The following is a 24,975-nucleotide window of genomic DNA, read 5'->3' as shown; positions in this document are numbered from 1 at the left end:
CTTTGATAAGAAAGCCATGCGACTTTCTCATGTTATCTCGTATTAGCATACCTTTCGGTATGTTATCCGTGTGTACAGGGCAGGTTACCCACGCGTTACTCACCCGTCCGCCGCTCTTTACCGAAGTAAATCGCTCGACTTGCATGTGTTAGGCACGCCGCCAGCGTTCATCCTGAGCCAGGATCAAACTCTCAAATAAAAGTTGTTACCTGCTCAGACTATCATTATCTGAATATCTGGCTTGGTTTGTTTTCGATTCTTTTAAGAATCATTAGTTATATAAATTAACCTACTGTTTAATTTTCAAAGTTCATTTTCGTTTTGCCCTTTTCTTAAGGACAAGTAATACTATATCACCATAATTTTGTATCGTCAACACTTTTTTAAAAGTTTTTTATTATTTTTATTTTTGATATTCTATTTTTAGTTCTCTAAGTTCTGCTAAATCTAGATTTATCAATGCTTTAAGTTTTTTTCTTCTTAATGAAACGTCTTCATATTTTTTTATTATTTCTTTTCTTAATTCGCCTAATATATCTATATATTCTTCATAACTATCATCATATTTTTCTTCTAATTCTTTTTTTATTTTAGAAGATAGTGAGGGACTTTTACCTCCTGTCGATATACTTATAAGCAAATCTCCTCTTTTTACATATGAAGGAACAGTAAAATTAGATAATTCTATATCATCTACTACATTAACTAGTTTACCATTTTCTCTACAATATATACCTATTTTTCTATTAACTTCTTTATTATTTGTAGCTGCAACTACTATAAAACTATCTTTTAAGTATTCTTCTTTATATTCATCATTAACAATTTCTAGTTTATCTTTTAATTCTCCAAATTTATTTATGTAATCTTTAGATATAACTTTCACTGTTTTGCCAAAGGCTAAAAAGTTTTTGCACTTTCTATATGCAACTTCTCCACCTCCTATAACAGTTATCTTTATATCACTTATATCTATATTTATTGGATAAAGCATACTGGTTTCTCCTTATTTTACTCTTATTTTATTATGTATAATAATCTAGATAATTTATTGACTATGTATATTAAAAAGGAGCAACAAAAGTTACTCCTTTTTGTGTATATATTTATCTATTTTCTTTAATCATCTTAGCTAAATCTTTTGCAAAGTAAGTTATTATTATATCTGCACCGGCTCTTTTTATAGACATAACAGATTCATAAATAGCTCCTTCACTTAATATTCCATTTTTAACAGCTGATTTAAGCATTGCATACTCTCCACTAACATTATATGCCGCAAGTGGTAGGTTGTAATTATCTTTGACTCTTCTTATTACATCTAAATAAGATAATGCAGGCTTAACCATTAATATATCTGCACCTTCTAGCACATCAAGTTCAGCTTCTATTAATGCTTCATTACTATTTGCTGGATCCATTTGGTATGTTTTTCTATCACCAAATGATGGTGCAGAGTTAGCAGCTTCTCTAAATGGTCCATAGAATGTAGATGCATACTTAACACTATAAGACATTATTGGTATATGTACAAATCCTTCTTTATCTAAAGCCTCTCTTAAGGCTTTTATTCTACCATCCATCATATCAGATGGCGAGATTATATCAGCACCTGCTTTTGCATGACTTACTGCTATTTTAGATAAGTATTCTAATGTTATATCATTATCTACGTATCCAGTTTCTGTTAATATTCCGCAGTGACCATGGCTAGTGTATTCACACATACATACATCAGTAACTACATTCATATTACTGTCTATTTCTTTTATTTTTCTAATAGCCCTTTGAATTATACCATTGTCATTATATGCTTCTTTTCCATGAGGATCTTTTTCATGGTCATGAGGTATACCAAATAATATTACATGTTCTATTCCTAATTCTTTTAATTCCTTTATCTCCTCTTCTAGCATATCTAGTGAAAAATGATATACATCTGGTAAAGATGATATTTCTCTTTTTATATTTTCACCTTCTACTACAAATAGAGGATATATAAAATCTTCAACATTTAACTTAGTCTCTCTAACTAAATTTCTTGTAGCTTTATTTACTCTTAGTCTTCTAGGTCTTCTTAACATTTTGTCGCCTCCATAAATATATAAATAACTACACATCAATTATAATACTTATTTATCTTCTATAATAGTGCTAATCATTCCATCTATAGTTGAAACTTCTGCTTCTTTATACAGGTTTAAACCTAATTCTTTAATCGTCTGTGTTGTTATAGGTCCTATAGATATAACTTTTATATTATTTAATTTATCTATATTCTCTTCACCTATTATTTCTACAAAATTCTTTACTGTAGATGAGCTAGCAAAAGTTATATAATCAGCATTATCTTGATCTAATAGTTCTAAAACTTCATCTTTTCTTGTAGAATCTACTACTGTTTCATATGTATGTATTTCTTTGACTTCACAAATTTCACCTATTTTATCAACTAGATAATCTCTAGCATTTTTCGCTCTAGGCATTAATACTTTATCTGTTGATTTTAACATTGGTTTTAATTCTTCAAATAAGTACTCTGCTACAAACTTTTCTGGAACTATATCTGCTTTTATTCCTCTATTTTTTATCTCTTTAGCTGTAGCACTTCCTATAGCACATACTTTTAAATTTGCTAGAGCTCTACTATCAAGCCCCATTTCATCTAATTTATCAAAGAATATGTCTACTCCATTTTTACTTGTTAAAACTAAGTATGTATAATCTTTAATGTTATTTATTTCATTTTCTAGTTCTATATTATTTTCTATTTTATCTATTTTTATAGTTGGTATCTCTATAGGATTACCACCTAAGTCACTTATTTTTTCTACTAGTGAACTACTTTGTGTTCTTGACCTAGTCACTATTACACGTTTACTGAATAGTGGCTTATTTTCAAAGAAGTTTAACTTATCTCTAAGTCCTACTACCTCTCCAACAACTATAAGCGTCGGTGGTTTCACACCTTCCTTTATTGCTGTTTCATATACATTTTCTAAGGTAGATATTACTACTCTTTGATTATATCTAGTTGCCCAACTTATAAGAGCAACAGGAGTATCTTTAGACTTTCCTTCTTTTATTAAGTTAGAACTTATTTTTTGTAAGTTCGCAACTCCCATTAAAAATACTAGTGTTCCATTGGTATTTGCTAAAGCATTCCAGTTTATTTCTGGATTTTCTTTATCATCTTCTCTTAAATGACCTGTTATTACATGGAAAGAAGATGCATAATCTCTATGAGTTATAGGTATACCTGCATAGCATAATCCACCTATAGCAGAAGTTATTCCTGGAACAACTTCAAACTCTATTCCTTCTTCTCTTAGAAGTTCTCCTTCTTCTCCACCTCTACCAAATACATATGGGTCTCCACCCTTGAGTCTAGTTACTATTTTCCCTTCTTTTGCTTTATCTGCTATAACTCTATTTATATCCTCTTGTGGAAGAGTATGATTGCTTGATGCTTTTCCTACATATATAAATTCGCAGTTAGGCTTAGCTTCTTTTAAATAGTTCTCATTTGCTAATCTATCATATACTATAACGTCTGCTTTTTGTACACATTCTAGACCTTTTAATGTTAGTAATTTATAATCTCCAGGTCCTGCACCTACAAGATAAACTTTACCCTTCATATTTTTCATACTCCTTTAAAACTAATTTAGCTAATTCTTTACCTAACTCTCTTGGGGAATTTTTATCTCCTTCTATTGATTTGATGATTAATTTTTTACCTTCTTCATCACCAAATAATCCAGTAAGCTTTATACTATCCTCATTTACTTCACAATAAGCTCCCATAGGAATATGACAGCTTCCATCAACACCATCTAAAAAGCCTCTTTCTGCACTAACTTGAAGTTCGGTTAATTCGTCTCGTAACGAGTTTATCACTACTTCTACTTGATAATTATCTTCTCTTATCTCTATTGCTAATGCCCCTTGTGCAGGTGCTGGCACTACTACGTCTGTTGGTAAATAGCAGCTGATTTTTTCTTCTAATCCAACCCTTAATATTCCAGATGCAGCTAAAACAACACCGTCTAAATTCTCATCAGTTATTTTTCTTATCCTAGTATCTACATTCCCTCTTATTGGAACTATATTTAAATCAGGTCTATGTTTTAATAATTGATATTTTCTTCTTTTACTTCCAGTTCCTATAGTTGCTCCTTGAGGTAAGTCTTCTATACTAGAGTAACCTTCTTTTAATATAAGTACATCTCTTGGATCTTCCCTTTTAGGTATCCCTGCAAACTTTAATCCATGAGGTAAAGATGATGGCATATCTTTCATACTATGAACAGCCATATCTATTTCCCCATCTATTAGTTGTTGCTCTATTTCTTTAACGAATAGGCCTTTATCACCTATTTTATCTAGACTAACGTTTTGTATTATATCACCTTTAGTTTTTATTATTTTAACTTCGAATTCAACACTAGGGTTCTTTTCTTTTAGCTTATCTATTACCCAATTAGTTTGAGTAACTGCTAATTTACTTCCTCTCGTTCCAACAATTATCTTCATAACTAAAATCTCCTTTAGATGTTACAATGTTATCCTACTTGAGCTTCCTTTTTAACTTCTTTATTAACTAATATAGTTGAGAAGTAAGATATCTTTTCTTCAAGATTAACTTCTCTTAAGTTATAGTATACCACTTCTCTATCTTGAGATGAATTACTTACTAATATAGCATGTTCTATAAGACCATTCTTTTCTAGCTTAGCTACTATTTCTTTAAAGTTTTTATATACTTTCATTAATACTATAGAGCTATAATTTTCTAATGCATAATCTATTTTTTCTTCTTCTATCGTGCATGGTATTATTATTAATGGCTCTCTATCCATTACTAATGGGAAATTTTGGTTTGATGCTATATTAGAGAATGAAGATATCCCTGGTATAGTTTCAACATCTATATTTCCTATAAGTCTTTCCATTATATATACATACGTACTATATATCATTGGATCCCCTAATGTTACAAATCCAACATTTTTACCTTCTTTAACATCCTCAACTATCTCATCAGCTATTTTATTCCAAGCCACTATCTTTTCTCCATCATTGAAGTTCATTGGGAAGTGTCTTGATTTTATTTCTAATTCTTTTGGTAGATACTTACTTACTATTGATAAAGCTAAACTTTCCCCGCCTTTTTTAGCTTCTGGTGTATATAATATATCTAACTTTTCTAAAGTTTCGACTGCTTTTATTGTTAATAATGAGCTATCTCCAGGTCCTGTACCTATTCCATAAAATTTTGCCATCTTCAATCTCCTCCTAGTTAATTAACAAATTTGTCCTAATTCATTTATTTTTTCTACACAATCATTTGCATGATTCATAAATTTATCTTGTATGTATGGATTTTCCCCTAATCCTTGTAAATGAATTTTTACTTTAAATCCAAAATCTTCTAATATATTTTTCCAAGAGTCTTCATCTTCTCCTGCCATATCATTTATAGCATGGTCTCCTGCTACTAACATAAAAGGCATTAGATTGACAATTTTTATATTATCTTCTTTTAATCTTTTTACAACATTGTCTATTTCTGGGTATCCTTCAACAGTTCCAACGTAAGCATTTATCCCTGCATCCCTCATCATGTACTCTAATGCTGGATATGAGGCATGTGACTCATGGAATGTTCCATGTCCCATAAATACAACAGCTTCATCTTTTTGCATTTGAGGTATTTGATGCTTTATAGCTTCTACTGTTTCCTTGTAATCTTCTATATATGTAAGCAATGGTCTACCTAATATGATTTTCTTAAATTTATCTTGATAACTATCTACTTGTTCTTTTAATTTAGTAAATTCTTCACCACATATTATATGAAGTGTTTGAACTATAACTTCTTCATATCCTTCTTCATACAATCTATCTAAAGCTTGAATTGGATTTTCAATTTCTATTCCATCTCTATTTTTTAATTTTCTTATTATCATGTTAGAAGTAAATGCTCTAAAGAAGTCGTATCCTTCTAACCCATTTTTTATTTTATTTTCGCAAGCTTCTATTGTCTTTTCTCTCGTTTCTTTGTAAGAAGTACCAAAACTCACTACTAAAACTGCTTTTTTCATACTAATCCCACCTTGAATTTATTTTATATAATCTTCTACTTCGTCTATGCTATTTACAACATACGGATAATTTATTTTTTCTCTAGATACAATTACTACAGGTATATTAAGCGATTCACAAGCATTTACTTTTTCTAAGAAACCACCTGCTATACCACTTTCTTTAGTTATCACAATATCTATATCATAATGTTTATAAAATTCTTCATTTATACTTTGGCTAAAAGGGCCTCTCATAGCTATTATATTATCTGCATTTAGCCCTAATTTTTCACAACTTAATATCACTTCACTTGTAGGAAGTACTCTAACTATTAAATTTCTATCTGGTATAAGCTCAACTATTTCTGGTAAATGCTTACTACCTGTTCCTATAAATATGTTATTTCCTTTTTTTCTTGCTACTTCACAAGCATCTTTTATACTACTTACTATGTATTTATTTTCATAAGTAATATCATCTATTAAAGACTTTCTTTCATATCTTATATAGCCTATCTTTGTTTCTTCAACACACTCAATAGCATTTTTAGATACTTCTATAGCATATGGGTGTGTAGCATCTATAATTTTGGTTATGTTATTTCTTTGTATGAAATCTATCATATCTTCTTTTGATAGCCTTCCATTTATAACATTTTTTGCTTTCTTTCTTGCAAGATCCTCTCCGTAATTAGTTGTTACAGAAAGTATATATTCTAGGCTTTTATATTTATTAAGTCTGTCACATATTTCTATACTGTCTGATGTTCCACCTAAAACTAATATCATATATTGTAACCTCTTGGAGTTATCATTAAATCTTCATGTATAAATGTTGATTTGTTCCCTATTATAACCATAGTAGTCATATCAACTCTTTCAAAATCCATAGTATCAAAAGTACATATGAACTTTTCTTCCTTTTCTCTTCCTACATCCTTAACTATTCCAACAGGAGTTTTTCCATCTTTAAATTCTCCCATTATTTCAAATGCCCTAGCTAAATGTTCACTTCTACCTTTACTTCTTGGGTTATATAGACATATCGCAAAATCAGCTTCAGCTGCTAATCTTAGTCTCTTTTCAATAACTTCCCATGGAGTTAATAAATCACTTAAACTTATATGACAAAAATCGTGCATTATAGGAGCTCCAAGTATTGCTGCTGCACCTATACTTGCAGTTACACCAGGTATAACCTTAACTTCTATATTTTGTTCTTCTTTAGATACAAGTTCTAATATTAATCCTGCCATTCCATATATACCTGCATCTCCACTACTTATAACTGCAACCTTTTTACCAGTCTTAGCTATTTCTACAGCTTCCCTACATCTATCTATTTCTTGTCTCATTCCATTTTGTACTACTTCTTTTCCTTCAATAAGGTCTGTTATTAAATTTATATAAGTTTTATATCCTACTATAACTTCAGAATCCTTTATTGCATTTATGCATTGCATAGTCATTAATTCTTTACTTCCAGGTCCTATACCTATAACGTATATCATTTTGACACTCTCCCTACAGAAATTGTTATTCCTTTATATTTATGTTTTTCTATTATTAAATTTCCTTCACTTAGTAGATATGCTACTGGTTCAGAAACACAGTACACCCCTACATTCTTTTTTACAAAGTCAGATTTTTCAAATAGATGGTCTACCTTAGATATTTCATCAACTGAAAAAGTTTTAAATGGTACAGATAAACTTGATGCTAAATCTATTATAGCTTTTTCATCACTTTTTACATCTATACTTCCAATCTCTTTGATTGAGTTAATATCAATATTGTATTGATGTAACAAATTGTTTAAAGACTCCTGTAACAAACTGCTTTCTGTATTTCTTCTACACCCAATACCTATTACTATTTCCTTTGGCACTACCTTTATAATGTTACCTTCACTACATTTTTTTCTTAGCATTTGTTCATCTAATTCATTCTCTTTTTTATTTTCTATATAGTAATCTATAAAGTTGTTTTTACTACTTATAATAACTATTTTTTCTGTACTATCTACATCTTCAAAATTAGTTAATATCTTAAATCCTCTAGTGTCTATTTCATAATTCCCATCAATATATAATCCAACTTCTTGATTATTAACTAACATAGCATTTACATCTTTAACATTTTCTCTAAAATTCACTATATGAGCATCTAATTTTTTAGCAATCATATCTAAGGACGATTTTTTATTTACATCTGTTGCTGTAGTTATAACAGGATTAGCTCCTATTAGTTCGCTTATATAAGTAGTCATTTCATTAGCTCCTCCCATATGACCACTTAGTAAACTTATAAGGTTTTGTCCTTTTTCATCGCCTACTAATATAGCAGGATCACTAAATTTATTATTTATATAAGGAGCTATAACTCTCACTACTATACCTGTAGCCATTATAAATACAATATATTGATATTCTTCAAACAAACTAGGAACTAAATTACTAAGCTTATCCTCTACTAAGAATACATTATTTTTTTCTTCATCTATCTTAAAATTATTCTTCTTATTTCTTATTAGATATACATCTCCATTATTAAGTTTGGATTGTATTTCAAATGCCAGATTCTTTCCATTTTCAGTTATACAAACTATGGCTATTTTATTGTCTATACTCATGTTTGAAGTCCTTATCATATAACTTCGAATTGTTATATTCTTTACCTAAGAATTGTCCTACTAATATTAAAGCAGTCTTTCTTATATCATTTTCTTTTACTTTTTTAGCTATGTCTTGTAATGTTCCTTTTACTATCTTTTCATCTGACCAAGTAGCTTTATAAACAACAGCTATAGGAGTATCCATTGGATATCCACCTTCATGAAGTCTTTCTACTACTTTTTCTATATCTTGTACTGATAGGAATATAGCCATAGAAGTTTGATGTTTGGCAAAAGACTCTATTGATTCTTTTTCAGGTACTGGGGTTCTTCCTTCCATTCTTGTTATCACTACACTTTGAGATATTTCTGGAACTGTATATTCAACTCCTAAAGCTGATGCTGCTCCTAAGAATGAACTCACTCCTGGTGTACAATCATAATCTATATCTAATTTAAATAATTCTTCAACTTGTTCTCTTATTGATCCATATATAGAGAAGTCTCCTGTTTGTAGTCTTACTACAGATTTTCCTTCTCTAACTCCTTTTTCCATTACTTCTATAATTTGGTGTAAATCCATATGAGCACTATTATGTATCTCACAACCTTCTTTACAGTATTCTAAAAGTTCTGGATTAACTAATGAACCTGCATATATTACTACATCTGCATTACTTAAAAGTTTGTATCCTTTTAAAGTTATTAATTCCTTATCTCCTGGTCCTGCTCCTACGAAATGTATTTTGTTTAACATATTAGTCTCTCCCTTTCTTACAAGATATTATATAGATTGGATTTAGAGGTTTAAAATATTCTCCTCTTCCTAATTTCTCTAGCTTAGCTACATTTAAAACTGAAACATCTATATTTTCAAATCCATACTCTCTTAATAATCTTAAAGTTTCATTAAATGTATCTACTATTATAAAATTCGCTACCAGTCTTCCACCTTCTACTAACATATCCTTAGACCAAATTAGTATTTCTTCTAGTTTATTACCTGTTCCACCTAAGAATATAGCATCCACTTTTCCTTCTATATCTATAGGGGCATATGCTTTAATTACTTCTACATTATCTAACTCAAACTTTTCTACATTTTTATTTATTAAATCTATAGCATCATCATTTCTTTCTATAGAAATAACTTCTAGATTTGGATAATGGTGTGCGGCTTCTATACTTACACTGCCTGTTCCTGCTCCTACATCTATAAATCTTTTAGCATTTGCTAAGTCTAGTTTAATTATAGATACTGCTCTAACTTCTTCTTTTGTTATAGGAACTTTTCCTGTTATAAACTCACTGTTTTTCATATGCAATCTCCACCTTCTAGTATTACAACTACGCACATATCAAAGTTTTCTACTTTTAAAATTTCTTCTGGTTTTCCTATTGTAATTCTTTCATTTTCATAGGATAGATTTTCTCCTACTACAACTGTTTTATCTAGATTTCTTTTTATTATTTCTTTACATATTTCTTTAGGACCAATTATTTTATCAGTAACCATACATACCTTCTTGTGAGAAAGTACATAATCAAAGTCTGGTACTTTTCCATGGCTACTAGTTATATATAGGTCGTTCATATCAACATATATTTTTGAAAATATATATTGAAGCGAACTAATTCCTGATACTATATTTAATTTATTAGTGTCTATATTTTTAGAAAGATATCTTCCTATTCCATACATCAATGGATCACCTGATGCTATAACAGATATTTGTTTATCTTTATTATTATTTATATAATCCACTATCTCTTTTAAATTTGATGCTAACTCTATCTTTTCTCCTTCAAAATCTTTTATCGATTCTAAATTCCTTCTTCCTCCAATTACAACATCAGAGTTTTTAATTAATTTCTCACCTAATCTAGTTATATAATCAGTATTCCCTGGCCCTAACCCTATGACATTTATCATCTAAATACCTCCACTAGATTATCTGTATTATCTGATTTACCTAGTAATGTCTTGTCCATAGAAAACATAATAACCTCTACGTCCATATCATCATCACATAGATATTGTTTAATTTTATGCTTACATTTGTTACTTACCAAATTGTAAAAGCTTTTGTACTCACTATTATTTATAAGTTCAACGGCTTCTTCAGCAGTAAGACACTCACTTATCTTTTCTAAAAATTCATATGGAGCTTTCATTAATGCTAGATTAGATACTAATATTTCACTTCTCGCATCAGCTACTTTACTATGTGTGTTAAATATACCAGCTGATATTTTTATAAATTTTCCTATATGACCTGCCATAAGTATTTTCTTATAACCCATTCTCTGGGCTTCTTTTAGCATATATCCTATAAAGTTACTAGTTCTTATTACATATTTCATATCTAATCCCAAATTTTCTCTTATGAACTGTTCTCCATGATTTCCTGGTACTAGAATTATCTTATCTAATCCTTGTTCTCTTTTCATTTGTAGTTCTATAGACAAAGATTTTTTCCATCCTTCATCACTCATAGGTTCTACTATGCCTGTAGTTCCTATGATAGATATACCTCCAACTATTCCAAGCCTTGGATTAAATGTCTTTTTTGCTACATCTTCTCCTTTTGGTGCAAATATGGTAATCTTTAAAGATTTATTTTTACCTATAACTTTACTTATATCTTCACCAACTACTTTTCTTAACTCACTATGTATCATTTTCATAGGAGTTGGATTAATTGCTGGCTTTCCAACCTCAACACTCAATCCTTTTTTAGTTACTACTCCAATACCTACTCCTCCACATACTACTATATCTTCATCATCTTCTCTATTGATAATTTCAGCTCTAGCGTGAATATGCATGGTATGTGTAGCATCAATATCATCTCCACCATCTTTTTCTATAGAACATTCTACATAATCGTCATTAATGTCTATATTAAACACATTCAATGTCAATGGTATGCCTTTTGGAGTATCTATATTTACAGTATCTATACTCTTTTTAGTTAATAGCATGTATGTTGCAGCTTTTGATGCTCCTGTAGCACAAGAACCTGTTGTGTATCCTCTTCTATACTTTTTACCTTCTATATATACATACTCTTCCATAATATTACCTACATAGTGTATAAAATAGCATTAACTATAGCTGCTGCTAAGTTACTTCCACCTTTTCTTCCTTTTGATATGATGTATGGTATATCTGTTTTTTCTAATTCATCTTTTGACTCTGCTGCTCCAACAAATCCAACTGGAACACCTATTACAGCATCTACTTCAAGTTCTTTTGCATCTCTCATTTCCATTACTTTATATAAAGCTGTTGGCGCATTTCCAAGCACAAATATTTTTCTTCCTGAATCCTTTGCTGCTATCTCAACAGCTGCCATCGAACGAGTTATTCCTTTTTCCTTAGCTAGTTTTGCAGTTTCTTCTTCTGCTACTAAGCATCTATATTTACAACCTAATGCATCTAATCTTCTTTTATTTATTCCACTTAAAGCCATGTTAGTATCCGTATATATAGTTGCATTATTTTTTAAAGCATCTACTATATTTTCTACTGCTGTATCTGATATTTTTAATATATCTAAATATTCAAAGTCTGCTGTTGTATGTATACAACGCTTTATTATTTTTTCTTCTACTTCATTTTTGTACTCATATCCTGGTCTTATTTCATCTATAATTTCTTGTATCATTATGAAACTTTTTTCTTCTATCATCATAGGATTTTTGATATATTCCATGGTGGTTCCCTCCTAATTCCTCCGTCTATAATATCTAGAGTATAAATTTTATTGTATGTTTTATGTATTTTATTGGTTTTTAAAATATCTATCAATTTATTATCATTCATATAATTGTCTACGATAATACCTATTACAGTTCCACTATGAGCAATGTTTACACCATAGGCACCATAATTTTGCGAAATATTTATTATCTCTTTTAATCCTTCTTTTGGGTCTATATTTTCATTGGCTAAGCTACTTAAAGTACATGCTTTTCCGATATTACTTAAATCATTATTTTTTATACCGTCTTCTAAAAGGTAAAATGATTCTTTTATAATATCTTGATTTTTTAGTTTTATATTTCTATAGTTAGGGTTACTTCTTATTTTTATAGTATCTAACGTCTTGTTAGGCTCTAGTATTATTACTCTGCAATCTTTTATACTTCCTAGATTTTTTACTATTTCACCACTAAGTGGATTAAATATGCAGTTGTTTTCTATGTATGTAGAATCTGTTGGTTCTATAGTAGATGCAAGTTTTGATATTTCTTCACTAGTTAAATTTCTTCCTATCAAATCTAGAGTAGCTACTATAGTAGCTCCTATATCTGCTGTTGAACTAGCCATACCTTTACCTACCGGTATATCACTTTTTATAGTTAAAGAAATATTTTTACTATCTTTGATAGGCAAGTTAAATTTCTTAAAAACAGCTTCTATAGCCTTTCTAGATTTACTAGGACCTACATTGACTTTACCTAGCTTTTCTTCAATCATTGCTACTGAATACATATCTATGGCATATGAGCTAAGATACTCTTCTCCATCTACCATACCTTGAACAAACTCTCCACATGATGCTGGACAAAATCCATAATATTTCATGCTAATCACCTAATAAGTTTTTCATATTCTCTATAAGAATTTTATTATCATCATGAGATTTAATTGCAACTCTTATATATCTATCATCTAATCCGATAAAATTCGATGCATCTCTGATAAGAATTTTACTTCTTCTTAATAATTCGACTTTTATTTCATTTGCCCTTCTATTGTTCAGTTTAATTAATAAAAAATTTGTATCAGTATCATAAACTGATATATTTTCTATACTTCTTAATTCTTTTAACATATATTTTCGTTCTTCTATATAATAGTTTTTGCTATCTTCTATATACTCTTTATCCCTGAATATATATTTAGATAAAGTATCTGCAAATGCATTTATAGTCCACGGTTCTTTATAATGATAAATTTTATTTATTATATCTTTATTGCTCGTAATACCGTATCCCAATCTTAATCCAGGCATTCCAAAGAATTTAGTTACTGCTTTGATTATAAATAGATTATCGTAACTTTTTATATTATTTACTAAACTATAAATTTCTTCTTTTTCTGCAAATTCCATAAAAGTTTCATCAACTATTAAAAATTTATTATTTTGTTTCAATATGTTTAGTAACTCATTTAACTCTTGTGCTTTCCCATTTGGATTATTAGGATTGCATATAAATAAGCTATCAAACTTATCTAAATTATTTTTAATTTCTTCTATATCTATTAAAAATTGATTTTCTTCATTTAAATTTAAATCTATAACTTCTAATCCATTTAATTTTGCACTTCTTCTATATTCTGAAAACGTAGGGTTTAATATTGCCAGTCTTTTGCCTATAGCTTTCATTAATAAATAGATTACCTCTGTAGCACCATTTCCAGGTATTATATATTCACTTTGAATATTTAGATAATTACCTATATTTTTTCTTAAGTTGGTATAATTTATATCTGGATAGCTCCTACTTTCTTCTAAGCCTTCTAGTATATACTTATCTAAATCTTTTATAATCTTTGGATTTACATTAGAACTAAAATCTATTATCTCTTTTGGATCTATATTATAATTTTTTCCTATTTGTTCTACATTTGCTCCATGTCCTAAGTCTTTCATAAATCCCCCTATAGTAATATAAATATTATTGTAAATACAATCATTGAAGTTATAGATGAAGCATACATTATTTTATTTGTTCTAACTATATCTTCTACCTCTATTTCTCTATGTTTATCTCCTATTGTAGGCTTATAGACAGCTTTTCCAAAATAAATATTTGTACCACCTAACTGTACTCCCAAAGCTCCTGCAACAGTACCTTCAGCATAAGCACAATTTGGACTTTTGTGATTTTTTCTATCTCTTATACCGATTTTTAAAGCTTCTTTACAGTTATGTCCTACTAATAAGCTTCCTATAGACATAAGTAGTACAGATATCCTAGCTGGTATAAAGTTAGCTATATCATCAATCTTAGCTGATGCAAATCCTAAATCTTTGTACTTTTCATTTTTATAGCCTACTGTTGAATCCAAAGTATTGATTGCTTTATATGCCATAGCAAGTGGAGCTCCACCTATAAATGCATAAAACATAGGTGCAATTATTCCATCTACAGTATTTTCAGCAACAGTTTCTACAGTTGCCCTTATTATTTCACCTTCATTTAGTTGAGTAGTGTCTCTTCCTACTATATAAGATACTTGTATTCTTGCTTTTTCTATATCTCCTGTTTTTAATACATTATATATTTTGACAGCTTCATCTTTTAAACATTTTGTAGCTAATGTGGTATATATCAGTATTGAATTTGTTACTAAAAATCCTCCTGGTATAAAGCTACTTAGTTTTATTATTAAATAAGTAAATAAATATGTTATCCCGACTACTATAAACCATAAGAAAAATCCACCTGTTTTTAAAGCTTTATCACTCTTAGCTTTTTTTCTTATTATACTTTCGGTCTTCTTTATTAATTTACCAATATATCTAACTGGGTGAGGAAATGAATATGGGTCTCCTACTATTAAGTCTATTATGTATCCTATATAAATAGATAATATATTCATATTAATTGTTTCCTCTTTCTAAATAGTCTTTACATCCACTATTTAAGAAATTTTTTATACAATCTAAGTTATTGTAAAAATGAGTATGTAAATATGTTGCTAAAGTTTTATCTTTGCTATATCCACCTTCCCATTCATCTACCACTTTTTTATCTCTTTCTTTTCTCATTATATAGGCACATTCCTCATTAGTTTCAAATATAGAATGGTGGAATTCATGTCCTTTTATAATCTCACCTTTTTTAGATAAAATTGTGTCTATTTTAGACTCTCCATAACAATATCCAAATCTCTTTAAAGATTTTGTCATCTTGCTAACTCCACTAAATATTCCTACCATATCATATTCATTATTATTTTGATCTATTAGTTTTTCTCCTAGATACATAAGCCCACCACACTCAGCATATATAGGAACTTTATTTATATGAGCTTCTTTTATAGAATTTCTCATACTTTTATTTAATTCTATTTCTTTTGCAAATATTTCTGGAAATCCTCCACCTATATATATGTAATCTGATTGTGGTACTTTTTTATCTTCTAATGGACTAAAATATTTTATATTTAATCCTAATGCTTTTAATAATTCTATATTTTCTTTGTAGTAAAAATTAAATGCTTTATCATAAGCTATAGCTATTGTTTTATCTTCAATCTTATTTTCCTTTATAAAATCTTCTAAATTAAAACTGCTACTAACTTCTTCTGTTTCGGCAATTTCTATTATTCTATCTATATTTATATATTTTTCTATTTCATCTGCTAAATTGCTAAATTTATTTTTTAATGAATCTATTTCTACACTAGGAACTAAACCTAAGTGTCTTGACTCCAATGAGAATTCATCATTAGGTGGAAAATAACCTAAGACTTCTATTTTGCAATAGGTTTCAATTGCTTTTTTAATTATTTCGTAGTGAGTCTTAGTCCTTACATTGTTTACTATTACACCTTTTATATTTACATCTTTATCAAGTTTCTTGTATCCAAGTACCATAGCTGCACTAGATGCTGCCATAGCTTTTCCATTTATAACTAGTATAACCGGTGCTTTTAGTATCTTTGATGTATGAGAACTTGTACAATTATCTAAGTCTATTCCTATTCCATCATAAAGACCCATAACACCTTCAATCACTGATATATCTGCATCTTTAGATGCAGAATTAAATACATACTTAATTTTTTCATCATCTAACATATATGAATCTAGATTTCTTGAATCTCTACTTGTTATAAATGTATGGTATGATGGATCTATATAATCAGGTCCAACTTTATATGGTTGAACTTTCATACTTCTTTTTGTAAGTGCTTGCATTATACCTAAAGATATTGTTGTTTTTCCTACTCCACTATTAGTTCCTGCGATTAAGATTTTTTTCATATATTTCACCTAACCATCATTTTATTTTTGTATTGTTTATATTTCTTCTTCATGTTCTTCCATTATTTTATATATCTTCTCTATATCTAAATGTTCTCTTAGTAAATCAGCTAGTTTATCATATTCATTTTGCTTAAAGGCTTCGAAAGAAGTTACTTTAGTGTCTATTCTTTCAAGGCCTTTTTCTTCTCTTATATTATTTAATAGAGCTCTAGTAAAATCTATTTCATCAAATATTCCATGTAAATAAGTTCCTACTACATTACCTTCTTTATTTACACTTCCTTCTAGGTAGCTTACGTCTTCTCCTAATTTATTGTTTATTTCATTTAGGTTATATACTTCTTTACCTATATCACTTATTCCCATATGAATTTCATAACCTTTTACTTTCATTCCTGATAAATTTGCTAAATATCCATTTAAATTTTTACATATAGTGGCATTCACTTGTGTAGTTGTTTTTTCTTTTTCAAATGTAGTTTCTATATCTAAAAGTCCTATACCATCTATTTCTTCAATTTCGCCTTCTACATGGTACGGGTCTTTTAATTTCTTGCCTAACATTTGATATCCACCACATATCCCAAATACTAACTTTCCTTTTTTCTGTAAATCTTTTATTTGTTCCTCTAGACCACTTTCCCTTATATACTTAAGGTCATCTATAGTACTTTTACTTCCAGGAAGTATTATCATATCTGGATTTGAAAGAGTCTCTACATAATCAACATACCTAATACTCACATCTTCTTGAGTCTCAAATATATTAAAATCTGTGAAATTAGACATATGAGGTGTTCTAATTATCTCAATATGTATATCACTCTTTTTCATTTTAGTTTTAAATCTAGTTGTTACACTGTCTTCATCTTCTATTTTTATATCACTATATGGCACTACTCCAAGGACAGGAACCTTTATTATTTCTTCAAGCATTTTTATGCCATCATATAAAAGTTCTTTTCTTCCTCTAAATTTATTTATTATTACACCTTTGACTCTTTTTCTTTCCTCTTCACTTAGTAAAAGCATCGTACCTGCTAGTGATGCGAAAACTCCACCTCTATCGATATCCCCCACTATTATTACAGGAGCATCTGCGATTTCTGCCATACCCATGTTAGCAATGTCATGTTCTCTTAAGTTTATTTCTGCTGTACTACCTGCCCCCTCCATAACAACAACATCATAGTTCTCACTAAACTGATTAAATATAGTTTTAAGTTCTTTAGCAAGTATTGGTTTATAATCATGGTATTCTGATGATGATATATCATCTCTAACTTTACCCCTTACTATAACTTGGCATCTATGATTACCTGATGGTTTTAGAAGTACTGGATTCATATCTGCAATTGGCTCTATTCCACAAGCTTCCGCCTGAAATACTTGTGCTCTTCCCATTTCTAAACCTTCTTTTGTTATAAAAGAATTTAACGCCATATTTTGAGATTTAAATGGTGCTACACTATATCCATCTTGTTTGAAAATCCTACATAAACCAGCTGTTAATATACTTTTTCCAACATTTGATGCTGTACCTTGTAACATTATCTTTTTTCCCATAAGATTCTCCTTATATTACTTAATTTGATTTCCTTATAATCAAAAAAGCCCTAACTCTTAAGAGTTAAGGCTTTTATTCTAATGCTAATATATTATATACCTGTTTCATATGTTTTGTAACATATCAAACTATATAGCATGTAACAAAATATAACTATTTAATCTTTACTATATACTTAAACTATATAATACTAAATCTTATTGTATTAATCTAAAATACACTTTATGTATTTATGATTAATATGTAGATTTCATAATAGATTTATTTATTATAATTTAAGTTTTAACAAAGTATAATTTATCTGCTAATATTCATATACTCTGATGTTTTATTATAGGTACATACTTTATAAGCGATAGTTATATTTTATCTGAATAAAAATCCCTCACCCCGGAGATTTTACATTTAATTAAATTAGGCAGGTATCCTGGCTCAATTTCATCCTACTCCTACTCCTTCCCATCCAAAGGACAGTGGCAAATTGTAGTTTCGTCAATATTACAGTAGCGGGGGCTGCAAAGGCTTTTAACCTTTTTCCCTATTAATCTTGTAGAACCTAAGTTAATATACTATTTGATTTTAATTATTTATAAAACTTGTGTTATTCATACTATCTATGACTGCAAATCCATCTTCTACTTCTAAAATACTTACTGATGCATTATCTATTTTAAAATTCCAATGGTATTTGTAGCTTCCTGATACTAAATAACTTATTATGTTCCTTATAGTTCCTCCATGAGAACATATAAGTATTGTTTTGCCTTTATCCATACTTATAATTTCTTTAACCTCATTTGATACTCTTGTAAATGAATCAATAAGACTTTCACCATTTGGATATCTGTACTCATATCCTTTTTCTATCATCGAGTTAAATTCTTCTGGATAATTCTTTTTTATGTCATCAAAAGTAATCCCCTCAAAATCCCCAAAACTAATTTCTTTCAATGTTTCTTTTTCTATTATTTCTATCCCTTTTTTCTTTGCAACATCTTTTACAGTATCTTTTGTTCTTGAAGATGTTGTTGTGTATATCTTATCTATATGTATACCATCTAAGTATTTGGTTAATTTCTCTATTTGCTTAATTCCAACTTCACTAACTACACTGTCTATATGTCCTGATAATCTTTTACTTTGATTATCTGTAGTCAATGCATGTCTTACTAAAACTAATTTAGTCATTATAGTATCACCTCTTTTAAGGTTACCCTATTATAAGATATATGTAAAGTAAATATATAACTTCTCCAAGTTCTATACTACACCCTAATATATCTCCTGTAACTCCATCAATTTTTTTGTATATATGATTTTTAAATAATTGATTAAATAAAATAACAACTATTATAGATGCTAATATAGGCAACGTCATCGAAGAATTAAATACAAATTTGGCTACTAATATAATCAATGCCATCGTATATAGTATTGCAGTTAAAAACATTGATGTAGTTGCCTTACCTATAAATAAGTTTCCCATTCCTTTCTCTCTTGGTGTAACAGTTTTATAAGTTAATCTTATTACTCCAAGTCTACCTATAACAGGCATAAATATTATAGTCCACATTAAATTATTGTTTATTAAGCTATATATAAAACCTATCTTAAGCAAAATTAAAAATACTATAGCTAATAATGAATTTGTCCCAAGTCTTGAATCTTTCATTATTTCTAGCATTTTTTCCTTATCCCTATAACTATATATAGCATCAAATGTATCTCCCAATCCATCAATATGTAATCCCCCTGTCAATATAACAGAACCTAAGGTTACCAATATTGATGTTATAAATGGATCAAATAATATGTTTGATACAGTACCAATTATAAATAATAAAATACCTAATACAAACCCTACCAGTGGAAAATATGTTATAGTTTTATGAAATTCATCATCAAATCCTACATCTATATTTATTGGAATTCTAGTCATAAACTGAAGTATTGATATAAATCTTTTCATAATTATCCCTTAATTTTCATAGGTATTGAACTAACTACAAAATAGACTTCGTCACTTTGGGCTGCTATTTGTTGATTTATTCTACCTACTATATCCGTATATACTCTACTAAGTTTATTAGCAGGAACTACTGCCATTCCTAATTCATTAGTAACAGCAACAAAATAAAGTTCTGTTTTTCTTATCTCTTCTATCAGTTTATTAACTTGATCTTTTATGTACTTTTCTAATTCATTTATCTCATCTTGTGTTGCATTTTCAATATCTATATCATGCGTAAACATTAAATTATTCACTAATAAAGTTACACAATCTAATATAATTGTTTTGTGAGATTTAGATATATCCTCAATTATAGAATATATATCCTTATATATTTCATATGTTTTCCAGTTTTGTGGTCTACTTTCCTTATGTTTTTTTACCCTATCTTTCATCTCATCATCAAAGGGTATCGATGTTGCAATATATGCAGTATTGTTATTTCTATCTTTACATAATTGTTCTGCAAAACTACTTTTTCCTGATCTTGCTCCACCAGTTACTAGTATAACTTTGCTCATACTTATCTCCTTATTGCTTTTTCTATCTTCCCATATCTATCTCATCAAATGTCGCCATATTTGTATATGTATAATTTGATGCTTCAATTATATTAAATGCAAGTGCTGCACCACTACCTTCTCCTAATCTCATATCCATATTTAATACAGTACTTAAATTTAGCATATCTAGTGCTTTTTGTGTACCTGGCTCTGCTGATGTATGAGATGCTATCATATATTCCCTAGTTATTGGATTTAGAGTGTAGGCTAAAAGAGCAGCTGCATAAGATATAAATCCATCTAATACAACAGGAACATTTCTAGCACTACATGCTAATATAACTCCTGCCATAGAACCTATCTCAAATCCGCCAACCTTCGATAATATATCTATAGCATCTTCTCTATTTGGCTTGTTTAGTTCTATAGCTTTTCTTATAGTATCAGCTTTATGCTTTATTCTATCTTTTTTAAGTCCAGCTCCCATTCCTGTAACTTCTGCTGGATCACATCCATCTATTACAGATATTATAGCACTACTTGGTGTAGTGTTACATATACCCATTTCACCTATTCCTATAAGCTTATAACCATTATCTATACACTCATTTGCTGCTTCTATCCCTATTTCTATGGATTTTATAGCTTCATCTCTACTCATTGCAGGTCCCTTAGCCATATTAGATGTAGATTTTCTTATCTTTTTATCAATCACACCATCTAGTTTATGGTCACAATTTATACCAACATCTATAGCTATTACATCTGCTCCTACAAATTTACTTATAACTCCTACTCCATTTAATCCTTTTGTAAAGTTCGGGAATTGAAGATAAGTTATACTTTGAGGATCCGGAGCTACACCTTCTTCATAAACACCATGATCTCCAGCAAATGCTATAATAGCTTTTTTAGATGTATCAAGCTCTTTTTTTCTATATATCCCAGCTAATTGCATACAAATTTCTTCCATCTTACCTAAACTTCCAACTGGCTTTATAAGTCTATCTAATCTTTTTTTAGCTTCATCCATAGATTCTCTATCTAGTGAATCTATATTATTTAATACATAATCTAGTGAATTCATATATATCATCTCGTTTCTTCGAAAATAATTTACCTAGCCAGTAAGGCTAGGTTTAGTGAAAAACCTCTCCAAAATTCATATATATTTTACATATAAATAAACTATTCTACATGGCATTTATATATCCTTCATATCATATGGTAAATTTTATCGAGATTTATATTTAGTTTTAAAGATTATGAGCTATTTTTAATGCCTCATAACTAGCATTTATAGTATAATCTATGTCCTCATTAGTATGAGCATTTGATAAGAACATTGCTTCAAACTGTGTAGGAGCTAAAAGAATTCCTCTTTTTAATAACTCTTCAAAATACTTATTAAACTTAGGAACATCACATCTTGTAACATCATCATAGTTTTCTATTGGTCCATGTGTAAAGAATAAACAAACTAATGAACCAGCTCTATTAACTGTGTAGTTAAGACCTAATTTTTCTATATTAGATTTTAATCCTTCTTCTAATCTTATAGCTTTTTCTTCTAACTCTTTATAGATGTGAGGATTATCTCTTAATATTTCTAAGTTCTTTTTACCCATATACATAGCTAGTGGGTTTCCTGATAATGTACCTGCTTGATATACTGGTCCAACTGGAGAAACCATACTCATTATTTCTTTAGTTCCACCATAAGCACCAACAGGAAGTCCTGCTCCTATTATTTTACCGAAACATACCATATCTGGCTTTATTCCAAAATATCCAACAGAGCTACTATAATTTAATCTAAATCCTGTTATAACTTCATCAAATATTAAAACACTTCCATATTCTTTAGTTATATCTCTTAATAATTGTAAAAACTCTTGCTTACCTGGAACTACACCCATGTTTCCTGCTACTGTTTCAACTATTACAGCGGCTATTTCATGTCCTTGATTTTTAAATATTTCTCTTACTGCATCTAAATCATTGTATCTACAAACTAATGTATCTTTAACTACATCAGATGGAACTCCAGGGCTAGTTGGTACTCCATATGTTATTGTTCCTGAACCAGACTTAACTAATAAAGCATCTGAATGACCATGGTAGCAACCTTCAAACTTTAATATTTTATTTCTTTTTGTAAATCCTCTAGCTACTCTTAATGCACTCATAGTTGCCTCAGTCCCTGAGTTTACCATACGTACTTGATCTATAGCTGGATATGCTTCTACTATTATCTTAGCCATTTCAACTTCTATAGCTGTTGGAACTCCATAGCTAGTTCCTCTAGATACAACTTCTTCAATTCCCTCTACTATTTCTTTTGGGCTATGACCTAGCATAAGTGGTCCCCAAGAGCATATATAATCTATATATTCATTTCCGTCAACATCATATATTCTACTTCCGTGTGCTCTATCTATAAATATTGGATCTAATCCTACTGATTTAAACGCTCTAACTGGGCTATTAACCCCTCCAGGTATATATTCTATTGCTTCTTCATATATCTTTGATGACTTTTCGTTTTTCATAGTCATGTCCTCCTTAGTTTATATTTCGAATAGTTCTTCTACCATTTTCATATATTCTTCTCTTTTGCCTTTATCCTTAGTTTGCTTTAAATTTATTATCGGTTCTCTTATAAGTCTCTTTAGGGCAGAAGTCATCATCTTTTCAATAATTTTTTTCTCCCTATTATCAAGATTGATCTTTCTAAAAATATAATCTAATGTATCTTCTCTTATTTCATCGCATCTTTCATTCAAAGATTCTATCGTAGGATCTATATTAGTTGAGTCTAGCCACTCTACAAATTCATCTATACTTTCATTTATCATTCCTAAGCCAATATTAGCTAACTCTTTTCTCTTTTGATCATTCTTATCATGTATTTGTTTTAAATCATCTATATCATAGAGTTCTACATTCTCTAACTTATTTATATCTGGATCTATATCTCTAGGAAGAGCTATATCCATCATATATATTTTTCTTTCAATCTTTGGCATTTCATCTGCCTTTATTATAATATGTGGAGATGCCGTTGCGCTTATTACCATATCAACATCATTTAACACTTTATATCTATCGTTATATTGTATAGGTACAATATTTTTATAATCATTTTCTATCTCTTTTATTTTCCCATGACTACGATTTGAAACATATATGGTATTAACTTTTCCTTCTTCTAAATGTTTCATTGTCAACTTACTCATCTTACCAATTCCTATAACTAGTGCATTTTTCCCCTCTAAATTGCCTAGTTTTTCTTCTAAGAATCTAACCCCTATGTAACTTATTGATAATGGCTGTTGTGATATTTTAGTTTTGGTTTTTATATCTTTAGAAACTGTGATAGCTTCCCTGAATAGCTTGTTGAATTTTTTCTTACTAGCTCCTAATTGCATAGAAAATTCATGTGCATCTCTGACTTGACCTAATATTTGATCTTCACCTAACACTATAGAATCTAAACCTGCAGAAACTTTGTATATATGCTCTATAGCGTCTCTATCTTTTTTAGTGAATAAATACTGTTTAACTCCAGGTAAATTGAAAAATGATTCATAAAACTCTTCTACAATTTTTATTTTGTCTTCAATATTTTTTGATTGAATATATATTTCACTTCTATTACATGTAGATAGTATTATAATTTCTTCTATTTCTTTGTCTAATAAATAATTTATAGCTTCTATTTTTTGTATATCTGTAAAAGAAACTTTTTCTCTTATCTCTATGGGAGCTACATTATGATTAACTCCTATCACCCCTATATTCATAGACAACCTCCAAATCGTATGTAATATTTCTGTTCACTCTTTATAGTATACAACTACATGCATAATTTGTAAATTTTCATATAAATATATTTTTGAACGCAAAAAAAAGATTACGTGGCTACGTCTTACTCTCCCAGGAGGTCGCCCTCCAAGTACCATCAGCGCTAAAGAGCTTAACTTCTGTGTTCGGTATGGGAACAGGTGTATCCTCTTTGCTATAATAACCACATAATCTTTATCTTTTAGAGTTAATACTCTGAAAACTGTATATCATCTAGAGTTAATCATTTTATTTTGGTCAAGTCCTCGACCTATTAGTATCGATAAGCTAAATACATTACTGCACTTACACCTTCGACCTATCAACCAGGTA

The 24,975-nt window shown here is 29.4% G+C and carries 25 protein-coding genes, 3 rRNA genes and 1 riboswitch; all 28 genes read right to left on the bottom strand.

Annotated elements, in window-relative coordinates; translation table 11 throughout:
- Positions 1 to 199, bottom strand: a 16S ribosomal RNA gene (locus tag I4U66_RS13735); the annotation flags it as partial.
- A gap of 204 nt (positions 200 to 403) precedes the next feature.
- A complete protein-coding gene (locus I4U66_RS13730) occupies positions 404 to 994 on the bottom strand; it encodes a precorrin-2 dehydrogenase/sirohydrochlorin ferrochelatase family protein (protein ID WP_195238808.1) in 591 nt (196 codons plus the stop codon).
- A gap of 112 nt (positions 995 to 1,106) precedes the next feature.
- Positions 1,107 to 2,084: a porphobilinogen synthase gene (hemB, locus tag I4U66_RS13725; RefSeq protein ID WP_092922243.1), complete on the bottom strand. Its 978-nt coding sequence runs from the start codon at positions 2,082 to 2,084 to the stop codon at positions 1,107 to 1,109.
- A 48-nt stretch (positions 2,085 to 2,132) separates the two neighbouring features.
- A complete protein-coding gene (cobA, locus tag I4U66_RS13720; RefSeq protein WP_166506048.1) occupies positions 2,133 to 3,641 on the bottom strand; it encodes a uroporphyrinogen-III C-methyltransferase in 1,509 nt (502 codons plus the stop codon).
- Entirely contained in the window at positions 3,631 to 4,536 is a 906-nt protein-coding gene (hemC, locus tag I4U66_RS13715; RefSeq protein WP_092922237.1) for a hydroxymethylbilane synthase, read from the bottom strand. The genes cobA and hemC overlap by 11 nt, the downstream gene beginning before the upstream one ends.
- Positions 4,537 to 4,565: 29 nt before the next feature.
- Positions 4,566 to 5,285: a cobalt-factor II C(20)-methyltransferase gene (locus I4U66_RS13710; protein WP_092922234.1), complete on the bottom strand. Its 720-nt coding sequence runs from the start codon at positions 5,283 to 5,285 to the stop codon at positions 4,566 to 4,568.
- A 21-nt stretch (positions 5,286 to 5,306) separates the two neighbouring features.
- Entirely contained in the window at positions 5,307 to 6,107 is an 801-nt protein-coding gene (locus I4U66_RS13705; protein ID WP_195929228.1) for a sirohydrochlorin cobaltochelatase, read from the bottom strand.
- 18 nt (positions 6,108 to 6,125) lie between these two features.
- Positions 6,126 to 6,878 (bottom strand): precorrin-6A reductase, encoded by a 753-nt coding sequence (gene cobK / locus I4U66_RS13700; protein ID WP_166506050.1) that lies wholly within the window; start codon positions 6,876 to 6,878, stop codon positions 6,126 to 6,128.
- Positions 6,875 to 7,600: a precorrin-3B C(17)-methyltransferase gene (gene cobJ / locus I4U66_RS13695; protein ID WP_166506051.1), complete on the bottom strand. Its 726-nt coding sequence runs from the start codon at positions 7,598 to 7,600 to the stop codon at positions 6,875 to 6,877. The genes cobK and cobJ overlap by 4 nt, the downstream gene beginning before the upstream one ends.
- The gene (cbiG, locus tag I4U66_RS13690) at positions 7,597 to 8,721 is read right to left on the bottom strand and encodes a cobalt-precorrin 5A hydrolase (RefSeq protein ID WP_166506052.1); all 1,125 of its coding nucleotides are present in this window, start codon (positions 8,719 to 8,721) and stop codon (positions 7,597 to 7,599) included. The genes cobJ and cbiG overlap by 4 nt, the downstream gene beginning before the upstream one ends.
- The gene (locus I4U66_RS13685) at positions 8,705 to 9,460 is read right to left on the bottom strand and encodes a cobalt-precorrin-4 methyltransferase (protein WP_166506053.1); all 756 of its coding nucleotides are present in this window, start codon (positions 9,458 to 9,460) and stop codon (positions 8,705 to 8,707) included. Before I4U66_RS13685 ends, cbiG begins: the two co-directional genes overlap by 17 nt.
- A gap of 1 nt (position 9,461) precedes the next feature.
- Positions 9,462 to 10,022, bottom strand: coding sequence for a decarboxylating cobalt-precorrin-6B (C(15))-methyltransferase (locus I4U66_RS13680; protein WP_166506054.1), 561 nt, complete (start codon positions 10,020 to 10,022; stop codon positions 9,462 to 9,464).
- Entirely contained in the window at positions 10,019 to 10,636 is a 618-nt protein-coding gene (locus tag I4U66_RS13675; protein WP_166506055.1) for a cobalt-precorrin-7 (C(5))-methyltransferase, read from the bottom strand. The genes I4U66_RS13680 and I4U66_RS13675 overlap by 4 nt, the downstream gene beginning before the upstream one ends.
- On the bottom strand, positions 10,633 to 11,781 hold the full coding sequence (gene cbiD, locus I4U66_RS13670) for a cobalt-precorrin-5B (C(1))-methyltransferase CbiD (protein WP_195929225.1): 1,149 nt from the start codon (positions 11,779 to 11,781) through the stop codon (positions 10,633 to 10,635). The genes I4U66_RS13675 and cbiD overlap by 4 nt, the downstream gene beginning before the upstream one ends.
- A gap of 8 nt (positions 11,782 to 11,789) precedes the next feature.
- On the bottom strand, positions 11,790 to 12,422 hold the full coding sequence (locus I4U66_RS13665; protein ID WP_195929223.1) for a cobalt-precorrin-8 methylmutase: 633 nt from the start codon (positions 12,420 to 12,422) through the stop codon (positions 11,790 to 11,792).
- Positions 12,398 to 13,297, bottom strand: coding sequence for a GHMP family kinase ATP-binding protein (locus I4U66_RS13660; RefSeq protein ID WP_092922204.1), 900 nt, complete (start codon positions 13,295 to 13,297; stop codon positions 12,398 to 12,400). The genes I4U66_RS13665 and I4U66_RS13660 overlap by 25 nt, the downstream gene beginning before the upstream one ends.
- Before the next feature lies 1 nt (position 13,298).
- A complete protein-coding gene (locus I4U66_RS13655) occupies positions 13,299 to 14,369 on the bottom strand; it encodes a pyridoxal phosphate-dependent aminotransferase (RefSeq protein ID WP_092922201.1) in 1,071 nt (356 codons plus the stop codon).
- An 8-nt stretch (positions 14,370 to 14,377) separates the two neighbouring features.
- Positions 14,378 to 15,322 (bottom strand): adenosylcobinamide-phosphate synthase CbiB, encoded by a 945-nt coding sequence (gene cbiB / locus I4U66_RS13650; protein WP_195581932.1) that lies wholly within the window; start codon positions 15,320 to 15,322, stop codon positions 14,378 to 14,380.
- 1 nt (position 15,323) lies between these two features.
- On the bottom strand, positions 15,324 to 16,712 hold the full coding sequence (locus tag I4U66_RS13645; RefSeq protein WP_195929221.1) for a cobyrinate a,c-diamide synthase: 1,389 nt from the start codon (positions 16,710 to 16,712) through the stop codon (positions 15,324 to 15,326).
- Between the two features lie 36 nt (positions 16,713 to 16,748).
- Complete coding sequence (locus I4U66_RS13640) at positions 16,749 to 18,281, bottom strand: cobyric acid synthase (protein ID WP_092922147.1); 1,533 nt, start codon at positions 18,279 to 18,281, stop codon at positions 16,749 to 16,751.
- Positions 18,282 to 18,682: 401 nt separating this feature from the next.
- A riboswitch (cobalamin riboswitch) is annotated at positions 18,683 to 18,857 on the bottom strand.
- A 4-nt stretch (positions 18,858 to 18,861) separates the two neighbouring features.
- Complete coding sequence (locus tag I4U66_RS13635) at positions 18,862 to 19,470, bottom strand: histidine phosphatase family protein (RefSeq protein ID WP_092922144.1); 609 nt, start codon at positions 19,468 to 19,470, stop codon at positions 18,862 to 18,864.
- Between the two features lie 22 nt (positions 19,471 to 19,492).
- Positions 19,493 to 20,251, bottom strand: coding sequence for an adenosylcobinamide-GDP ribazoletransferase (gene cobS, locus I4U66_RS13630; RefSeq protein WP_092922142.1), 759 nt, complete (start codon positions 20,249 to 20,251; stop codon positions 19,493 to 19,495).
- 2 nt (positions 20,252 to 20,253) lie between these two features.
- Positions 20,254 to 20,814 carry a bifunctional adenosylcobinamide kinase/adenosylcobinamide-phosphate guanylyltransferase gene (cobU, locus tag I4U66_RS13625; RefSeq protein WP_195929219.1) on the bottom strand — a complete coding sequence of 187 codons (561 nt, stop codon included), beginning with the start codon at positions 20,812 to 20,814 and terminating at the stop codon, positions 20,254 to 20,256.
- 22 nt (positions 20,815 to 20,836) lie between these two features.
- Positions 20,837 to 21,883: a nicotinate-nucleotide--dimethylbenzimidazole phosphoribosyltransferase gene (gene cobT / locus I4U66_RS13620; RefSeq protein ID WP_092922135.1), complete on the bottom strand. Its 1,047-nt coding sequence runs from the start codon at positions 21,881 to 21,883 to the stop codon at positions 20,837 to 20,839.
- Positions 21,884 to 22,052: 169 nt separating this feature from the next.
- Positions 22,053 to 23,348, bottom strand: a complete 1,296-nt coding sequence (gene hemL / locus I4U66_RS13615; RefSeq protein WP_092922132.1) for a glutamate-1-semialdehyde 2,1-aminomutase — start codon at positions 23,346 to 23,348, stop codon at positions 22,053 to 22,055.
- Positions 23,349 to 23,366: 18 nt separating this feature from the next.
- Positions 23,367 to 24,602: a glutamyl-tRNA reductase gene (gene hemA / locus I4U66_RS13610; protein ID WP_092922129.1), complete on the bottom strand. Its 1,236-nt coding sequence runs from the start codon at positions 24,600 to 24,602 to the stop codon at positions 23,367 to 23,369.
- 112 nt (positions 24,603 to 24,714) lie between these two features.
- Positions 24,715 to 24,831: ribosomal RNA gene (gene rrf, locus I4U66_RS13605) — 5S ribosomal RNA — on the bottom strand.
- 65 nt (positions 24,832 to 24,896) lie between these two features.
- Positions 24,897 to 24,975: ribosomal RNA gene (locus tag I4U66_RS13600) — 23S ribosomal RNA — on the bottom strand; the annotation flags it as partial.

This window comes from Romboutsia sp. D33t1_170424_H2 (assembly GCF_015669105.1).
In the GTDB taxonomy this organism is placed as follows: Bacteria; Bacillota; Clostridia; order Peptostreptococcales; family Peptostreptococcaceae; genus Romboutsia_C; species Romboutsia_C hominis.
The sequence above is the reverse complement of the archived record's forward strand: the minus strand, read 5'-3'. Positions and strand labels throughout refer to the sequence as shown.

What these genes read in the sequence shown, in the direction of transcription:
- I4U66_RS13730 (WP_195238808.1), bottom strand. Translation starts at nt 994, where the DNA reads ATGCTTTATCCAATAAATATAGATATAAGTGATATAAAGATAACTGTT.
- hemB (WP_092922243.1), bottom strand. Translation starts at nt 2,084, where the DNA reads ATGTTAAGAAGACCTAGAAGACTAAGAGTAAATAAAGCTACAAGAAAT.
- cobA (WP_166506048.1), bottom strand. Translation starts at nt 3,641, where the DNA reads ATGAAGGGTAAAGTTTATCTTGTAGGTGCAGGACCTGGAGATTATAAA.
- hemC (WP_092922237.1), bottom strand. Translation starts at nt 4,536, where the DNA reads ATGAAGATAATTGTTGGAACGAGAGGAAGTAAATTAGCAGTTACTCAA.
- I4U66_RS13710 (WP_092922234.1), bottom strand. Translation starts at nt 5,285, where the DNA reads ATGGCAAAATTTTATGGAATAGGTACAGGACCTGGAGATAGCTCATTA.
- I4U66_RS13705 (WP_195929228.1), bottom strand. Translation starts at nt 6,107, where the DNA reads ATGAAAAAAGCAGTTTTAGTAGTGAGTTTTGGTACTTCTTACAAAGAA.
- cobK (WP_166506050.1), bottom strand. Translation starts at nt 6,878, where the DNA reads ATGATATTAGTTTTAGGTGGAACATCAGACAGTATAGAAATATGTGAC.
- cobJ (WP_166506051.1), bottom strand. Translation starts at nt 7,600, where the DNA reads ATGATATACGTTATAGGTATAGGACCTGGAAGTAAAGAATTAATGACT.
- cbiG (WP_166506052.1), bottom strand. Translation starts at nt 8,721, where the DNA reads ATGAGTATAGACAATAAAATAGCCATAGTTTGTATAACTGAAAATGGA.
- I4U66_RS13685 (WP_166506053.1), bottom strand. Translation starts at nt 9,460, where the DNA reads ATGTTAAACAAAATACATTTCGTAGGAGCAGGACCAGGAGATAAGGAA.
- I4U66_RS13680 (WP_166506054.1), bottom strand. Translation starts at nt 10,022, where the DNA reads ATGAAAAACAGTGAGTTTATAACAGGAAAAGTTCCTATAACAAAAGAA.
- I4U66_RS13675 (WP_166506055.1), bottom strand. Translation starts at nt 10,636, where the DNA reads ATGATAAATGTCATAGGGTTAGGGCCAGGGAATACTGATTATATAACT.
- cbiD (WP_195929225.1), bottom strand. Translation starts at nt 11,781, where the DNA reads ATGGAAGAGTATGTATATATAGAAGGTAAAAAGTATAGAAGAGGATAC.
- I4U66_RS13665 (WP_195929223.1), bottom strand. Translation starts at nt 12,422, where the DNA reads ATGGAATATATCAAAAATCCTATGATGATAGAAGAAAAAAGTTTCATA.
- I4U66_RS13660 (WP_092922204.1), bottom strand. Translation starts at nt 13,297, where the DNA reads ATGAAATATTATGGATTTTGTCCAGCATCATGTGGAGAGTTTGTTCAA.
- I4U66_RS13655 (WP_092922201.1), bottom strand. Translation starts at nt 14,369, where the DNA reads ATGAAAGACTTAGGACATGGAGCAAATGTAGAACAAATAGGAAAAAAT.
- cbiB (WP_195581932.1), bottom strand. Translation starts at nt 15,322, where the DNA reads ATGAATATATTATCTATTTATATAGGATACATAATAGACTTAATAGTA.
- I4U66_RS13645 (WP_195929221.1), bottom strand. Translation starts at nt 16,712, where the DNA reads ATGAAAAAAATCTTAATCGCAGGAACTAATAGTGGAGTAGGAAAAACA.
- I4U66_RS13640 (WP_092922147.1), bottom strand. Translation starts at nt 18,281, where the DNA reads ATGGGAAAAAAGATAATGTTACAAGGTACAGCATCAAATGTTGGAAAA.
- I4U66_RS13635 (WP_092922144.1), bottom strand. Translation starts at nt 19,470, where the DNA reads ATGACTAAATTAGTTTTAGTAAGACATGCATTGACTACAGATAATCAA.
- cobS (WP_092922142.1), bottom strand. Translation starts at nt 20,251, where the DNA reads ATGAAAAGATTTATATCAATACTTCAGTTTATGACTAGAATTCCAATA.
- cobU (WP_195929219.1), bottom strand. Translation starts at nt 20,814, where the DNA reads ATGAGCAAAGTTATACTAGTAACTGGTGGAGCAAGATCAGGAAAAAGT.
- cobT (WP_092922135.1), bottom strand. Translation starts at nt 21,883, where the DNA reads ATGAATTCACTAGATTATGTATTAAATAATATAGATTCACTAGATAGA.
- hemL (WP_092922132.1), bottom strand. Translation starts at nt 23,348, where the DNA reads ATGAAAAACGAAAAGTCATCAAAGATATATGAAGAAGCAATAGAATAT.
- hemA (WP_092922129.1), bottom strand. Translation starts at nt 24,602, where the DNA reads ATGAATATAGGGGTGATAGGAGTTAATCATAATGTAGCTCCCATAGAG.